Annotated in this window: 16 protein-coding genes, 1 other RNA gene and 2 other annotated features (2 of these 19 running past the window's edge); of the genes, 16 read left to right on the forward strand and 1 reads right to left on the reverse strand. The window is 42.8% G+C overall.

The features are described 5' to 3' along the window. Positions 1–151 (forward strand) — a binding site (T-box leader); it begins 81 nt to the left of the window's first position. A gap of 72 nt (positions 152–223) precedes the next feature. The 4 genes from hisS (at position 224) to B0I26_RS13005 (ending at position 4,435) form a co-directional block, all read left to right on the forward strand. Then, positions 224–1,495 (forward strand): histidine--tRNA ligase, encoded by a 1,272-nt coding sequence (hisS, locus tag B0I26_RS12990; protein WP_111645851.1) that lies wholly within the window; start codon positions 224–226, stop codon positions 1,493–1,495. Positions 1,496–1,507: 12 nt separating this feature from the next. Then, positions 1,508–3,283, forward strand: a complete 1,776-nt coding sequence (aspS, locus tag B0I26_RS12995) for an aspartate--tRNA ligase (protein WP_111645852.1) — start codon at positions 1,508–1,510, stop codon at positions 3,281–3,283. Between the two features lie 60 nt (positions 3,284–3,343). Then, positions 3,344–3,529, forward strand: a non-coding RNA gene (gene ssrS / locus B0I26_RS13000) — 6S RNA. Positions 3,530–3,670: 141 nt separating this feature from the next. Beyond that, a complete protein-coding gene (locus B0I26_RS13005; protein ID WP_111645853.1) occupies positions 3,671–4,435 on the forward strand; it encodes a tRNA threonylcarbamoyladenosine dehydratase in 765 nt (254 codons plus the stop codon). Between the two features lie 129 nt (positions 4,436–4,564). On the opposite strand, the gene B0I26_RS13010 is transcribed toward B0I26_RS13005, so the two are convergent. Then, the gene (locus tag B0I26_RS13010; RefSeq protein WP_111645854.1) at positions 4,565–5,179 is read right to left on the reverse strand and encodes an RsfA family transcriptional regulator; all 615 of its coding nucleotides are present in this window, start codon (positions 5,177–5,179) and stop codon (positions 4,565–4,567) included. Positions 5,180–5,715: 536 nt separating this feature from the next. Between B0I26_RS13010 and B0I26_RS18375 the strand changes: the two genes are divergently transcribed. From B0I26_RS18375 to B0I26_RS13065, 12 genes are all read left to right on the forward strand, one after another. Then, positions 5,716–5,856, forward strand: a complete 141-nt coding sequence (locus tag B0I26_RS18375) for a hypothetical protein (protein WP_181502899.1) — start codon at positions 5,716–5,718, stop codon at positions 5,854–5,856. Between the two features lie 252 nt (positions 5,857–6,108). Then, positions 6,109–7,401 (forward strand): replication-associated recombination protein A, encoded by a 1,293-nt coding sequence (locus tag B0I26_RS13015; protein WP_111645855.1) that lies wholly within the window; start codon positions 6,109–6,111, stop codon positions 7,399–7,401. A gap of 107 nt (positions 7,402–7,508) precedes the next feature. After that, positions 7,509–8,180, forward strand: coding sequence for a YczE/YyaS/YitT family protein (locus B0I26_RS13020; RefSeq protein WP_111645856.1), 672 nt, complete (start codon positions 7,509–7,511; stop codon positions 8,178–8,180). Positions 8,181–8,190: 10 nt separating this feature from the next. After that, entirely contained in the window at positions 8,191–8,607 is a 417-nt protein-coding gene (gene cymR, locus B0I26_RS13025; RefSeq protein ID WP_111645857.1) for a cysteine metabolism transcriptional regulator CymR, read from the forward strand. A 27-nt stretch (positions 8,608–8,634) separates the two neighbouring features. After that, positions 8,635–9,780 carry a cysteine desulfurase family protein gene (locus tag B0I26_RS13030; RefSeq protein ID WP_111645858.1) on the forward strand — a complete coding sequence of 382 codons (1,146 nt, stop codon included), beginning with the start codon at positions 8,635–8,637 and terminating at the stop codon, positions 9,778–9,780. Positions 9,781–9,797: 17 nt separating this feature from the next. Next, complete coding sequence (mnmA, locus tag B0I26_RS13035; protein ID WP_111645859.1) at positions 9,798–10,913, forward strand: tRNA 2-thiouridine(34) synthase MnmA; 1,116 nt, start codon at positions 9,798–9,800, stop codon at positions 10,911–10,913. 77 nt (positions 10,914–10,990) lie between these two features. Further along, the gene (locus tag B0I26_RS13040) at positions 10,991–11,656 is read left to right on the forward strand and encodes a tetratricopeptide repeat protein (RefSeq protein ID WP_111645860.1); all 666 of its coding nucleotides are present in this window, start codon (positions 10,991–10,993) and stop codon (positions 11,654–11,656) included. A gap of 22 nt (positions 11,657–11,678) precedes the next feature. After that, on the forward strand, positions 11,679–14,042 hold the full coding sequence (recD2, locus tag B0I26_RS13045) for an SF1B family DNA helicase RecD2 (protein WP_111645861.1): 2,364 nt from the start codon (positions 11,679–11,681) through the stop codon (positions 14,040–14,042). A 27-nt stretch (positions 14,043–14,069) separates the two neighbouring features. Next, positions 14,070–14,543 (forward strand): PRC-barrel domain-containing protein, encoded by a 474-nt coding sequence (locus tag B0I26_RS13050; protein ID WP_111645862.1) that lies wholly within the window; start codon positions 14,070–14,072, stop codon positions 14,541–14,543. Between the two features lie 14 nt (positions 14,544–14,557). Then, entirely contained in the window at positions 14,558–14,749 is a 192-nt protein-coding gene (locus B0I26_RS13055) for a hypothetical protein (protein ID WP_111645863.1), read from the forward strand. A 12-nt stretch (positions 14,750–14,761) separates the two neighbouring features. After that, entirely contained in the window at positions 14,762–14,896 is a 135-nt protein-coding gene (locus B0I26_RS13060; protein ID WP_111645864.1) for a YrzQ family protein, read from the forward strand. Positions 14,897–15,142: 246 nt separating this feature from the next. Then, complete coding sequence (locus B0I26_RS13065) at positions 15,143–16,204, forward strand: AI-2E family transporter (RefSeq protein ID WP_111645865.1); 1,062 nt, start codon at positions 15,143–15,145, stop codon at positions 16,202–16,204. Positions 16,205–16,247: 43 nt separating this feature from the next. Further along, positions 16,248–16,465 (forward strand) — a binding site (T-box leader) (it continues 9 nt past the right edge of the window).

Genomic DNA, 16,465 nt, shown 5'->3' on the forward strand with positions numbered 1-16,465 from the left:
GATGACTTAACGAACGAACACTCCGTAGGTTTCTCTTTGAACGAAAGTAATCTAGTAGAAGAGAACGCATTCCGGGCGTTAACGGATGAAGTGGAAGCACATGCGGCTTCAATTAGGGTGGCACCACGGGAATTTAGCTCTCGTCCCTATGTTTCATAGGGATGGGAGTTTTTTGCTTTTCCATTACATAAAACATAGAAACTAAACTTAGGAGGATTGAAGCATGGCGTTTCAAATTCCGAGAGGAACACAAGATATTCTGCCGGGTGAAGCAGAAAAGTGGCAGTATATCGAGCAAATGGCGCGCGATCTTTGCCGGCGTTACAACTATAAAGAAATTCGCACGCCGATTTTTGAGCATACGGAGTTGTTTTTGCGCGGTGTCGGCGATACGACCGATATCGTCCAGAAAGAGATGTATACATTTGAAGACCGCGGCGGCAGAAGTATAACGCTCCGTCCTGAAGGAACAGCTTCGGTTGTCCGTTCATTTGTTGAAAATAAAATGTACGGAGATCCGAACCAGCCGATTAAATTATATTATGTTGGACCGATGTTTCGCTATGAACGTCCACAGGCAGGAAGATTCCGCCAGTTCGTCCAATTCGGTGTCGAGGCGCTCGGAAGCAGCGATCCAGCGATTGATGCAGAAGTGATTTCCTTAGCGATGGAAATGTATCAAGCATTAGGATTGAAGAAGTTAAAGCTTGTTATTAATAGCTTGGGAGATAAAGAAAGCAGAATGGCCCATCGGGAAGCGCTTGTCAATCATTTTAAAGGGCGCATTCATGAATTTTGTGAAGACTGTCAAACACGATTGGAGAAAAACCCATTGCGCATTTTAGATTGCAAAAAAGACCGTGACCATGAGTTGATGGCAACAGCGCCTTCGATTATTGACTATTTAAATGATGAATCGCGTCATTATTTTGAAAAGGTTCAAATGTACTTAACAAAGTTAGGGGTAGAGTTTGAAGTAGATCCCCGCCTCGTCCGCGGCCTTGATTATTACAATCATACCGCTTTTGAAATTATGAGCAATGCGGAAGGATTTGGCGCGATTACAACATTGTGCGGCGGCGGCCGTTATAATGGATTAGTTCAGGAAATCGGCGGACCGGAAACGCCGGGAATCGGTTTTGCTTTCAGTATTGAACGATTACTGGCAGCGCTTGAAGCAGAAGGCATCTCGCTTCCAGTAGCGCAAGGGATTGATTGTTACGTTGTGGCGTTAGGGGAAAAAGCGAAAGATGAATCGGTTGTGCTCGTGGATAAGCTGCGAAAAGCGGGAATTGCAGCGGAGAAAGACTATCAAGACCGTAAAGTAAAAGCGCAATTTAAAGCAGCTGACCGTTTACAAGCAAAATATGTAGCCGTTATTGGAGAGGAAGAGCTGGAAAAGAATACGATAAACGTAAAAGAGATGGCTACGGGCGAACAAGTGGAAGTGGCGCTCGATTCATTTATCGAATATTTGCGGAAGAAATTGGTGTAAGGAGGAAGAAACATGTTTGGGCGAACGTACTATTGCGGTGAAGTGACGGAACAAGCAATTGGCGAAAAGGTAAATTTAAAAGGATGGGTGCAGAAGCGGCGCGATCTTGGAGGACTTATTTTCATCGATCTTCGTGATCGCACTGGTATTGTCCAAGTCGTATTTAGTCCGGAAGTATCAGAGGAAGCGTTAAAAATCGCAGAGACGGTGCGTGGAGAGTATGTTCTTGATGTAGAAGGGACTGTCGTTGCCCGTGAAGAAGGAACGATCAACCCAAATATCCCTACAGGCAAGATCGAGATTCAGGCTGAGCGTGTAACGATTATTAACGAGGCAAAAACACCGCCGTTTATGATTGATGATCGAACGGATGTATCTGAGGATGTGCGCCTTAAATATCGCTATTTAGACTTGCGCCGTCCCGTGATGTTTAACACGTTTAAACTGAGACATAAAGTAACAAAAGCGATTCGTGATTTTCTCGATGAAGAAGGATTTTTAGAAGTAGAAACACCGATTTTAACAAAAAGCACTCCGGAAGGTGCGCGCGACTATTTAGTGCCAAGCCGTGTTCATCCCGGTGAATTTTATGCGTTGCCGCAATCGCCGCAAATTTTTAAGCAATTATTAATGGTTGCCGGCTTTGAGCGTTATTATCAAATTGCGCGCTGTTTCCGCGACGAAGACTTGCGTGCCGACCGCCAGCCGGAGTTTACACAAATTGATATTGAAACATCGTTTATGAGCCAAGAAGACATTATGGCGATGGTAGAACGAATGATGGCACGTGTCATGAAAGTAGGAAAGGGAATGGATTTGCCAATTCCGTTCCCGAGAATGTCTTATGACGAAGCGATGAGCCGATATGGTTCTGACAAGCCGGATACCCGTTTTGCGATGGAGCTTGTAGACTTATCCGAACAAGTAAAAGGCTGCGGCTTTAAGGTGTTTGCAAGCGCGGTTGAAAACGGTGGACAAGTAAAGGCGATTAATGTAAAAGGAGCTGCAGATAAATATTCACGTAAAGACATTGACGGTTTAACGGAATTTGTTTCCCGTTACGGTGCAAAAGGACTTGCGTGGTTGAAAGTGGAAGAGGACGGCTTAAAAGGTCCGATTGCAAAATTCTTTACTGAAGAAGAGCATAAAGGCTTTAAGCAAGCATTAGATGCGGAAACAGGAGATTTATTGTTGTTTGTTGCCGATAAGAAAAGCGTTGTTGCCAATGCGCTTGGAGCATTGCGGTTAAAACTTGGCAAAGAGCTGCAGCTCATTGACGAAACGAAGTTTAACTTCCTTTGGATCACGGATTGGCCATTGCTGGAGTATGACGAGGAAGAAGGACGTTATTATGCAGCGCATCACCCGTTTACAATGCCTGTGCGCGAAGATTTACCGCTGTTGGAAACGGAACCTGACAAAGTCCGTGCACAAGCATATGACCTTGTTTTAAACGGATATGAACTTGGCGGTGGTTCATTGCGTATTTTTGAGCGCGCTGTGCAGGAAAAAATGTTTAAGGCTCTTGGATTTACCGAAGAAGAAGCGCGTGCGCAATTTGGCTTTTTATTAGAAGCGTTTGAATACGGAACACCGCCGCATGGTGGCATTGCCCTAGGACTTGACCGCCTTGTGATGCTGCTTGCCGGCCGTTCAAACCTTCGTGATACAATTGCTTTCCCGAAAACAGCAAGTGCAAGCTGCTTGTTGACAGAAGCGCCAAGTGCGGTTAACGAAGCACAGCTGGAGGAGTTGCATTTGTCATTAAATTTAGAAAAAAAAGAATAAAACTCTAATATTCCCTGCTTGAAATCGCTTTCCATTTATGCTATGATACGATCACAATAATTAGTCCTGATGTGTTCGTCGTATAACCTGTTGTTTTGACCGAACAATAAGTTATACGGGAGCCCGGGGTTTTCAAGCGGCGTACATGCCTCTGGCAGTGAGGACGTGCAAACCTTGAAACAGGGCACCCACCTGCCGAGCGCGGGTTCAAAACGAAGGCATCGCGACGGCACGATTGGGACTTATATGAGGAATGATTCCCCTATGTAAAGCTATGCTTTGCATAGGGGTTTTTTGCTATAAAAACCCGATTGAAATACTTATATTTATCGTGTAGTATAAATATCGGTTTTAAAAATGCTGAGTATGATAACGGAGGGTGCAGTTGTGTTACACCAATTTTCTCGCAACGAACTGGCCATTGGCAAGGAAGGTTTGGAAAAGCTGAAAAATACGACCGTCGCTGTATTAGGAATTGGCGGAGTCGGTTCATTTGCGGTTGAAGCATTGGCGCGTTCAGGTGTCGGCCGATTAGTGTTAGTTGACAAAGATGATGTCGATATTACGAATATTAACCGTCAGATTCATGCGCTTCTTTCCACGGTGGGCCGTCCGAAAGTCGATTTAATGAAAGAGCGCATCGCTGATATTAACCCTGAGTGTGAAGTGATTGCCTTAAAAATGTTTTATACGGAAGAAACATATGAACAATTTTTCAGCTACGGTCTTGATTTTGTGATTGATGCATCAGATACGATTACGTACAAAATTCACTTAATGAAAGAATGTTTAAAACGAAATATTCCGATTATTTCAAGTATGGGAGCGGCCAACAAAATGGATCCAACCCGTTTCCGCATTGCGGATATTTCAAAAACGCATACCGATCCAATCGCCAAAGTCATCCGTCAAAAATTGCGCAAGGAAGGAATTCGCAAAGGGATTCCAGTTGTGTTTTCTGATGAAAATCCAATTATTATTCGTGAAGATGTGCGAAAGAAAGTTGGGAATGATCAAGCGACAATAAGAAAAGCAAAGATGCCGCCGTCTTCCAATGCCTTTGTTCCATCGGTTGCAGGTTTGATTATGGCTTCCTATGTGGTGAGAGAAGTATTAAAGGATGTTAAAATTTACCGCGTTGGCGAGGAGTAAGAAGAGGCTGTCTCAAAGCCAAGGGTCAGACCCCACAGCACAATATATAGGGCTATAATATGGCATAAATGAACGATATATTGTGAAATGCATGTGAGGTCAGACCCTTATGGGACACCTTCTTTTTTATTACTGTGTTGCAACATGTTCCAAACTTCCGTTTTTGTCCATACAGAATATATGGGCCGGTTGTTGTGTTTCCATTTCTTCCATCAGCACCATTTTGCGGGCGCGATCCATAATTTTAATGAGTGCTTGGTAATCTTCTTGAATCGTCTCTTGTTGTTCCGTTAAATGGGAGAGTTTTTCCTCTAATTCTTTATTCCGCTGCTGCAGTTCGTCATTTTCCTTTTTAAGCCGGCCGTTTTCTTCTCTAAGTTTTTGAGACTGAATCTCTGTTTTATTTAACGATTGTAAAAAGGCAATACATTGCTCGAGTGTAATCGTATTTGGAGCAGGAAGAAGACAAGATGAATGTTGTTCTATTTGCTGAAGCTTCTTCGCAGTTTCTAATGCTCTTTTTCGTTCCTTTCTCTGTTTCTTTGCCAGTTCAATTGCCTCAACATATCTTTTTCTGATTTCTGCGTTCCAGCGAAAGCCGCAAGCTGCTGCTGTTCTATTAAGTTTATCTCCTACTTCCTCGAAAGCCTTCAGCTGAGTGCCGCCCTCACGAATGTAGCGCAGCACCGTCTCCGCCAATAATAAATCATCTTCATGCGTCCATGCATCTTGCCGTGTTTTCATTATGTCACTCCCTATCGAATCTTTTCAACAATGTTGGGAATAGGATAACCTAATTTAAAAGATTTTAAACTGGAATTAATGATGTAGAAGTCAGCGCGACATTCTTATTGCGAACTTTTAGCAATTCGTTTATATTCGTTGTAGCTGTATCAACCGTTCAGGCAGTATAACAAACTACCGAACGGTCGTAATATAGGTTTAGAAAAAAGGAAATCATGAATTTTTTAACATGCTCACCGAGAAGTCTCCCACCTCTAAGTGAAGTGTAGGTGGGAGAGGTTCATCAAGGTTTAGCTTAAAAAATGCGGTAGCTGTGTTTATTCTTTCCTTTCTACTTATTTCTTGGAGGATTATACTACTTTTCTTCCTTGAAGATAGATTTATTGCCGAATATCGAATTTCCGTAGCGTTTATCCGGGCGCCTCTCGGGAAGATTTGCCTTAGACTTTGTTGCGATGTTAATGAAATGTGATTTGTCATCGATAAAAAAGAAATTCATTTGGATAAGCTCGCACCATTTTTAACAGTTAGCTGCGATGATTCAAAGTTTAACAGACAAAGAAACTCCGCTGCTGACAGACGAAGTGATGAAAGACTACATCGATATCGGAAAAATGAGCAAGGAGAAGATTAGGAAACAAATCATTAGACAAATTGATGAAATGATTGAAAATTAGGAGATGAAAGTGACAAAAATCATGTTGTAAGTAGTTGATGTCGTTCATTCTTTAATTCAAGAAATGAGCAAGAGGTGCAAAAATTTATCGTGGAAGCATTATTGCTCTATCTGAAAAATTTGCAGCATAGTGGTTTAACTCGTTTTGTTAAAGCGCTAAAAGCAAAAGTGGAAGTTTATTTTACGAACTAAAAAGTTCTCTGACGTCAGAGAGCTTTTGCTTTTTCAGTGATAAAAAGGAGAGGTACGATTCATGTTGTTTGCAAGAGAACCTTTATCCGTAAGAATGAGACCGCGGAATATGGATGAAATCGTTGGTCAACAGCATATCATTGGTCCTGATACGTCTTTATATCGAATGATTAAAAACGGCCACGTGCCGTCGATGTTATTGTACGGCGAACCGGGGATTGGCAAAACATCGCTTGCTTATGCGATTGCTGGAACGGTTGAGCGGGAATTTTATGCGATTAATGCTACCGTTTCAGGAAAAAAAGAAATGGAAGAAATTGTAGCTCAGGCAGAGATGCTCGGAAATGTCATTTTGTTTATCGACGAAATTCATCGCTTTAATAAAGCGCAGCAAGATTATTTATTGCCGAATGTCGAAAAAGGCTTAATTACTTTAATTGGGGCAACAACCGAAAATCCTTTTCATGAAGTAAATCCGGCGATTAGAAGCCGCTGCGGTCAAATCAAGCAATTAAAAAGATTAACAAAAGAAGATATTATCACTCTTTTAAAGAGAGCGTTAACTGATAAGGAGAGAGGGCTAGGGGATATTCCCGTTCAAATCGATGAGCGCTTATTGGAAATCATCGCTTTATCGACAAACGGGGATGCCCGTTCGGCTTTAAATGTTTTAGAAGATGTTGTTTATGCCTCGGAGAAAAGAGACGGTCTCATTTATGTTGATGAGAAAACAGTGCTTGAATGTGTGGAAGGCAAAGGATTTCATCATGATAAAAATGGAGATGTGTATTATTCGCTTTTATCGGCTTTCCAAAAAAGCATCCGCGGCAGCGATGTCGATGCAGCGCTTTATTATTTGGCAAGACTTCTTGAAGGAGGAGACTTATCGGCGATATGCCGCCGGCTGGCCGTTATTGCCTATGAAGATATTGGTCTTGCGAATCCGATGATGGGAGTCAAGGTCATGGCGGCTATCGAAGCGGTGGAACGTCTTGGGCTGCCGGAAGCGAGAATTCCGCTTTCAGTTGTGACCATTGAATTATGCCTTTCCGCTAAGTCGAATTCTGCTTATAAAGCATTAGATAAGGCGATTGAAGATGTGCGAAATGGAAAAGCAGGGGAAATTCCTAGTTATTTAAAAGATGCACATTATCAAGGTGCAAAAGTGTTGGGGCATGGGAAAGGATATAAATATCCGCATGATTACCCGAACAGTTGGGTATATCAACAATATTTGCCGGATGAATTGTTAGGAGTGCAGTATTACGTACCGAAAGAGAGCGGTGAAGAGAAATATTTGGCAAAAGTGCACGGGCGTTTGGCAGAATTGAGGAGACAAGGAGCTGAAAAATAAAGAGATGAAGGTGACTTAAAATGAAGTTGCTAAAGATTTATGTTATAATGACATAGGTTTCTTATTTGACAAAGCTGTTTTGAGCTGTATATGGAGTGTTTATTTATATGACAGAAAATGACACCTCTTATAAATTTAGCGATCTTATGGTGCGGTGGGGAATATATTTTACCGGTTTGCTTGTTATGTGCTTTGGGATTGTGTTAATGATTAAAGCGAATTTAGGAAGCGCACCATGGGATGTATTGCATATTGGATTGTATCGTCAATTTGGATTAACGATCGGAACGTGGTCGATTATTGTTGGGTTGGCTGTGTTAACAGCGGCAGCGCTCATTTCAAGGCGTTTTCCACAAATAGGCGCCTTTGCAAACATGGTATTTGTCGGCTTGTTTATTGATTTGTATATGCTCATTCCTTGGATTCGCACACCAGATATGTTATGGTTAAAATTTATCATGTTTCTTTCTGGTATCGTCATCAACGGTTACGGAATGGGGCTGTATATTTCGGCAAAAATGGGGGCGGGTCCACGCGACAGTCTCATGCTTGCCTTAATGGAGTTGACTGGCTGGAAAGTGCAGTATATTCGGATCGGCATGGAAGTGCTTGTCCTCTTTATTGGTTGGCTGCTGGACGGGCCGGTTGCGATCGGCACATTCATTTTCAGCGTTGCGATTGGCTCTGTCGCTGGTATGGCCTTGCCGCAATGCCAATCTTTAGTTAACCGAATCTTGATGAGACAAGTTCCTATGAAAATGAACGGACTAAACAGGTAGGGGGAGTATCATGAAAATTTCAACAAAAGGCAGATATGGATTAACAATTATGATTGAACTGGCGAAAAAATATGGCGATCGCCCGATTTCATTAAAGTCGATTGCCAGGACGCATGATTTATCCGAGCATTATTTAGAACAACTTGTTTCACCGCTGCGAAATGCCGGTCTTGTGAAAAGCATTCGCGGCGCTTATGGCGGTTATGTATTAGCCGATCATCCAGCGAAAATTACGGCAGGAGATGTGATTCGTGTCCTTGAAGGGCCGATTAGCCCTGTTGAAGGATTGGAAGAAGAGGAACCGGCGAAACGAGAACTATGGATTCGCATCCGCGATGCCGTTCAAGAGGTGTTAGATAGCACAACCTTGGAAGATTTAGCGAAATACAGTAATGATGATAAAGATGCGTATATGTTTTATATTTAATCGTTGCAATAGAAAGGGGAATTTTGTTTGGAACGAATTTATTTAGATCATGCCGCTACGTCACCGATGCATCCCGATGTTGTCGAAACGATGGTACCGTTTATGACCGAGATTTTTGGGAATCCTTCAAGTATTCATTTCTTCGGCAGACAAAGCCGTCACGCCATTGATGAGGCGCGGGAAATGGTTGCCAAAAGCATCGGAGCAAAAGCGAACGAAATTATTTTTACGAGCGGCGGTACGGAAGCAGATAATCTTGCGTTAATTGGCACGGCAACGGCAAATCGCCAGAAGGGAAATCATATCATTACTTCATCCGTTGAGCATCATGCCGTTTTGCATACATGTCATTATCTTGAAAAACAAGGATTTGAAGTAACCTATCTTCCAGTGAACGAACAAGGAAAAATTTCGCTTGACGATTTGGGGAACGCTCTCCGTGATGATACAATCCTCGTTTCCATTATGTTTGGCAACAATGAGACAGGTGTGCTGCAGCCCATTAAAGAAATTGGTGAAATGTTAAAAGAGCATCAGGCATTCTTCCATACGGATGCTGTACAAGCTTACGGACTTATTCCGATCGATGTAAATGAGCTTCATATTGATTTGCTTTCTGTTTCCGCTCATAAAATCAATGGTCCAAAAGGTATTGGCTTTTTATATGCAAAGGAAACGGTAAAGCTCATTCCGCGTTTATATGGCGGCGAACAAGAACGAAAACGACGTGCGGGAACGGAAAATGTAGCGGGAATTGTCGGACTGGCGAAAGCGGTTGAAATTGCTCAAGCAACAATGAACAAGAAAGCAAGTATGTATCGTTCATTTAAAAAGAACATGCTGGAAATTTTTGAAAAGGAACGTATTCCGTACTTCGTGAACGGGGATGAAAACAATTCTCTTCCGCATGTGTTGAATGTCGCTTTTCCGGGAACGAACGTTGAGTCCATGCTTGTAAATTTGGATTTAGCCGGAATCGCTGCTTCAAGCGGCTCAGCCTGCACAGCGGGATCGATTGATCCGTCTCACGTTCTCGTTGCCATGTTTGGTAAAGAATCGGAACGAATCCGTTCTTCCGTCCGCTTCAGCTTCGGGCTTGGAAATACAGAAGAGCAAATCGAAAAAGCCGCTTATGAAACAGCAAAGATTGTCCGGAGGCTGACAAACAAATAAAATGGAGGTATAACCTTATGAACAAAGCACCAAAAGATACCCGCGTCGTCGTTGGAATGTCAGGCGGCGTCGATTCCTCCGTTGCGGCGCTTCTTTTAAAGCAGCAAGGATATGATGTGATCGGGATTTTTATGAAAAACTGGGATGATACAGACGAAAATGGAGTATGTACGGCAACAGAAGATTACAATGATGTTGTGCGTGTTTGCAATCAAATTGGCATTCCATATTACGCCGTGAATTTTGAAAAAGAATATTGGGATAAAGTGTTTACGTATTTCCTAGATGAATATAAAGCAGGCCGCACGCCGAATCCGGATGTCATGTGCAATAAAGAAATTAAATTTAAAGCGTTTTTAGAGCATGCGATGTCTCTCGGAGCGGATTATTTAGCGATGGGTCATTATGCCCGCGTAGAATACCGCGATGGCGAATATAAACTGCTGCGCGGCGTTGACCAAAACAAAGACCAGACCTATTTCTTAAATCAACTGGGACAAGAGCAGCTTTCAAAAATCATGTTTCCGATCGGAAATATGGAAAAAGCGAAAGTACGGGAAATCGCAAAAGAGGCAGGACTTGCCACAGCAACGAAAAAGGACAGCACCGGCATTTGTTTTATCGGCGAGCGCAACTTTAAAGAGTTCTTAAGCAACTATTTGCCGGCTCAGCCTGGAACGATGCAGACGTTAGACGGCGAAATAAAAGGAAAACATGATGGATTAATGTATTATACGATCGGACAGCGCCACGGTCTTGGAATCGGCGGAAATGGAGAACCATGGTTTGTTGTCGGCAAAAATCTGAAAGAAAATATTTTATATGTCGCACAAGGATTTGATAACGAATTGTTATATTCAGATGCCATTATTGCCACGAATGTCAACTGGATATCTGGCCGCATTCCAACTGAGCCGCTTGCATGTACGGCAAAATTCCGCTATCGCCAGCCGGATACAGGGGTAACCGTTCATGTCATTGATGAGAAGACTGTGAAAGTTGTGTTTGCTCAGCCGGTTCGTGCGGTGACACCTGGTCAAGCGGTTGTCTTTTACAACGGCGAGGAGTGCCTTGGCGGCGGAACGATTGATGAAGTGTTCCGTAATGGAGAAAAGCTCTGGTATGTTGGTTAATTTTTGTGAAAACCTCAACTCTTGGCTGAGTTGAGGTTTTATATATGTTAAACTAAAAAAGGGAGTTGAAGTGAAAAATGGAAGATAAAAACCGTTTAGGGATTCAATATATGCAGCAAGGAAACTATGAAGAAGCGGTAAAATGCTTTAATGAAGCGATTGAAGCAAATCCAAACGATCCGGTTGGCTACATTAACTTTGGAAATGTGTTGGCAGCTGTCGGCGAAGAAGAGAAGGCGCTCAAGTTTTTCCAGAAAGCAATCGAGCTTGATGAAAATGCAGCTGCTGCGTATTATAGCACAGGTTCCATTTATTATAACCGCGGGCAGTTTATGCAAGCGAAAGATATGTTTGAAAAAGCAATGAAAAAAGGCCTTAACGATGCCGATGTGTTTTTTATGCTAGGCATGTCGCTTATGTACTTGGAACAGCCAAAGCTTGCTCTTCCATATTTGCAGCGTGCTGCGGAATTAAATGAGAACGATGTGGAAGCGATTTTTCAGTTCGGACTTTGTTTAGCGCAGTTGGAGTTCGTTGATGAAGCGATGAAGCAATTTCATAAAACTATTGAGTTAGATGAAAATCATCCAGATGCTTATTATAATCTAGGAGTTGCTTATGCTTATAAAGATGACGTTCAGACAGCGCTAAGCATGTTTACAAAAGCGCTTGACATTCAGCCTGACCATTTGCTTGCCGGGCATGGAAAAAAGTTAATGGAAAAGGCACTAAAGCAACATTAATGGAAAAACGGGGGGAAAACTGGTGCAACAACAAGAGACTTTCGACTTCTCTGAAAAATCGTTTATTAAAGGAACGCATATTGCGACGATTTTTCATAATGAAAGTAATTTGTATTCCGTCGTTCGCATTCGAATTGATGAAACAAATGAACCTTTTGATGAAGCAGAAGTTGTTGTAACTGGATATTTCCCTCGGATGTATGAACATGACACTTATATATTTTACGGCGCATTTAAAGAACATCCGAAATTCGGCCGGCAATATGTCGTCCACCATTTTCGCAAAGACTTTCCGCAAACGAAGCAGGGAGTGATTCAATATTTATCGAGTGATTTGTTTAAGGGAATCGGTAAAAAAACGGCGGAAGCGATTGTCGAAACTCTAGGAGAAAACGCGATTTCTGTCATATTAGCAGATCCGGAAAGTTTACATAAAGTGCCGAAGCTTTCAAAGGCAAAGGCTCAGGAGCTGTATGAGGCGTTAAAAGAGCATCAAGGCTTAGAGCAGATTATGATTGCCCTTTCCCAATTTGGTTTTGGCCCGCAGCTGTCGATGAAAATTTATCAAGTGTACAAAGATGAAACACTCGACATCATTCAACAAAACCCATACCAACTCGTTGAGGACGTTGAAGGAATCGGATTTGGGCGTGCTGATGACTTAGGATACCAGCTGGGGATTTCGGGAAATCACCCTGATCGCATTCGTGCGGCTTGCTTATTTGTTCTTGAACGAGATTGTTTGCAGGAAGGACACGTTTATTTGACGAAAGAACAGCTGATGGTCAATGTCAAACTTTTGCTTGAAGCGAAACGGGACGAGGAGATCCCGGAAACAGCCATTTCTCAGCAATTATTAATGCTGACTGAAGAAGGGAAATTGATTGAGGAAGATGCCAAGTTTTATATTCCGTCGCTTTATTTTGCGGAAAAAGGGATTGTCACGAACATCAAACGGCTGTTACAGCAAACAGAATCGGTGACGGTTTTTCCTGAATCGGAATTTTTGCTGGCGCTCGGAAGGCTCGAGGAACGTCTTTCCGTTCAATATGCCCCTTTGCAAAAAGAAGCGATCCAAAAAGCGCTTGCTTCTCCCGTTTTTATTTTGACGGGTGGACCGGGCACAGGAAAAACGACCGTCATCAAAGGAATCGTAGAAATTTTTGCCGATTTGCATGGCGTTTCCCTCAATCCGAAAGACTATAATAAAGACAATCCGTTTCCCATTTTATTGACGGCGCCGACTGGGCGGGCGGCAAAACGAATGAGCGAATCGACAGGTTTGCCGGCGGTGACGATTCACCGTTTGCTCGGCTGGAATGGTGTAGAAGGTTTTGCGCATGATGAAGATGAACCGATTAACGGTAAGATGCTGATTGTCGATGAAATGTCGATGGTTGATACGTGGCTGGCGAACCAGCTTTTTAAATCGCTTCCTGATGGCATTCAAGTTATTCTTGTCGGCGATGAAGACCAGCTGCCATCGGTCGGACCGGGGCAAGTATTGAAAGATTTGCTGCAAACAGGCGTCATTCCGACCGTCCGCCTTACAGAAGTATACCGCCAGGCTGAGGGCTCCTCGATTATTGATTTAGCCCATCATATTAAAAACGGTACACTTCCCGTTGATATTGCCGCCCCGAAAGCGGACCGCTCCTTTATTAAATGCAACGCTTCACAGGTATTAGAAGTGGTCCGCCAAATTGCTGCCAATGCCAAAAGCAAAGGCTACAGCGCAAAAGATATTCAAGTGCTGGCTCCGATGTACCGCGGACCGGCAGGAATCGATAATTTAAATAAAATGCTTCAAGAGCTGTTTAATCCAAAGACCGAACAAAAACGCGAGCTTGTAGTTGGTGAGGTTGTCTACCGCGTTGGCGACAAAGTGCTGCAGCTTGTCAACCAGCCGGACCAGAACGTCTTTAATGGAGATATTGGCGAAATTGTCGCGGTTTTTTATGCAAAAGAAAATACCGAAAAGCAGGATCTCATTGTTGTGTCTTTTGATGGAAATGAAGTGACGTACACGCGCCAGGATTTAACGCAAATCACCCATGCCTATTGCTGTTCGATTCATAAATCACAAGGAAGCGAATTTCCGATTGTCATTGTGCCGATTGTTAAAAGCTATTACCGCATGCTGCGGCGCAACTTAATTTATACAGCGGTAACAAGAAGCAGACAATTTTTAATTTTATGCGGCGAGGAAGAGGCGCTGAAATTAGGAGTCGCCCGCTGCGATGACGGAGCCCGCCAAACGACATTGGCACATAAGCTGAGCGAAATCGTAAAACCGCTAGAAGAGGGAGAACTTCCGCTTGAAGATGCACATGTTGGCATGGAAAACGTTTCACCGTATGACTTTATGGACGAAAGCGCAACATAAAAATGTTCGGAAAGGTGGCGAAACTCTTTGCGAACATTTTCACTCATAAAAGGATTACCCGTTTATGAACGGGAAACGGGCAAAGTGCTTGGAAAAGTAAGTGATCTTTATTTTACGAATACGGGAAAAATCGAAGGGCTAATCATGGAGTGCAAAAAATTTTTTGGACGCCGTCGTTATATCCCGATGCCAGCCATTACAGCGATAGGAACAGACGGTGTGATCATTGCCGTTTCTTCTGCCATTAAGCATATAAATCTTTCCGGACAAAGCTACTCTCTTTATACGCACCGGGGGATTGCCGGCAAACCGGTCATTACTTCTGAAGGGGAAAAACTTGGGTTATTAGATGATGTATATTTTCATGAACATTTGGGCACAATCGAAGGATATGAGATAACAGAAGGTTTCTTTGCGGATATAACGGAAGGGAAAAAGCGGATTCAAACGGTCCCTATTACAGTCGGCGAAGAAGCGATTATCGTGAACACCATTGTTTAAGGAGAGTGGCCCCGGTGCTTAAGTGTCCAAATTGTCAAAGCAAAAACTTAGGAAAAATCGGCGTCAATCAGTATTATTGCTGGAATTGCTTTATTGAACTTTCCGTTTCTAATGGAATGATTTACACTCACCAGGTGGAAGAAGACGGTACTTTAAGCTCTCTCGATGATTTATTCGATGAAAATGATCGCACCATTCACTTTTAGGAGGGAAGCAGCATGAACCGTACCGTTACCTCTTTGTTGGCGCTTGGTTTAGGTGTTGCCGCCTATCAATATGCCCAGCGCAATAACTTTATGAACGGCAGAAAAATGAGAAAAATGGGAAGACGCTTGACAAAAGCGATTTTCTAGAGCATCATCAGCGGCTGACTTATTGCCTTTAAGTCAGCCGTTTTTCGGTGCTCGGGAACTGTCGAATGATTACACAAATGGAAGCTGTCCGAAACAGACTACACAACACAATATATAGGACGTGATATGTGATAAATATGCACTATATATTGTGAAACGAACGTGAGGTCAGCCCTTGACCGTTTTTTCTTTTTTCGCATAATTGCCGCTGATTCTCTCACACTAATAATGTGGGAGGGATATTTTTTGCGCGAACAACAGTTGTTGTCATTTGTCCGATTAGGGAAAATTCTATTAATGATTGTTATTGTTTACTTCATCATTCATCTTAAAGCGATTTGGCTGCCGATATTCGATTTATTGTTTACGGCCATCATTCCTTTTGCGATCGCCGGGTTTATTACCTATTTGCTGCACCCGCTTATTGAAAATATTCATGAACGCGGAATTCCGCGGGCTTTAGCGGTTTTAATCATTTACATTATTTTTTTTGGCGGCATTGGCTATGGACTGTATAAAGGGATTCCTTTATTCATTCAGCAATTAAAAGATTTAAGCGGCAGTTTACCGCAGCTGGCCGAAACATATCGGGACTGGACGAAGCAAATCCATAATGAAACTTCCGCGTGGCCGGAAGAGATTCATATGCGTGTCGAAACACTGTTGACGCAGGCTGAACAGTCCATTGGAAACTTGCTGACAAAGGTTTTAAACGGCTTAAAGGGCTTTATTAATTCAGCTATCGTCTTTGCTTTAATTCCTTTCATCGTCTTTTACATGTTAAAGGACATTGAGCAAATGAAGAAAGCGGTATGGTATATGACACCGAAACGCTGGCGTTCTCGCGGGCTGGCGTTTTTAAAGGATGTGGATGAATCGCTTGGCAATTATATTCGCGGACAGCTATTTGTTTGTTTAGTGATTGGGACAATGGCGACTGTTGCCTTATGGATGGCCGGAATGAAGTACCCGCTTTTGCTTGGCATGGTGATCGGGGCAACGAATATTATTCCCTATTTCGGGCCGGTTATTGGAGCGGTTCCTGCTGTGATTTTAGCGGCAACGATTTCGCTCAAGATGGTGGCGATTGTCGTTGTCATTATTTTTGGACTGCAATTTTTAGAAGGCAATATATTGTCTCCTTTTATCGTTGGAAAAAGCCTTCACATGCATCCGCTCGTCATTATGCTTGCTTTGTTTATTGGCGGAGAAATCGGCGGTGTAACAGGATTGATTTTAGCGGTTCCTGTAGCAGCTGTTTTAAAAGTTGCTTTATTACACGCCAAGGTGCATTTCCGCACGCATTGACAAAATAATCGTACTTGTCTATAATCTGAATGAAAATGTATACATAAACGCGATGAAGGATCGAGTATGTTACAGTCCATCTTAAAGCGCATTGGAGCGCACAGAGAGGAATTTCCGCGGCTGAAAGAAATTCCAGATGAAGGGTAACAGAACGCTAATCCAGAGCGCAGGCAAAAACTGCCGGGGAAGTCACGTTACGACTTTTGAGGTGATGAACGTTTTTACGTTCATAAACAGGGTGGTACCGCGAGCATAACTCTC

This window comes from Paranoxybacillus vitaminiphilus (assembly GCF_003259935.1).
GTDB lineage: Bacteria > Bacillota > Bacilli > Bacillales > Anoxybacillaceae > Paranoxybacillus > Paranoxybacillus vitaminiphilus.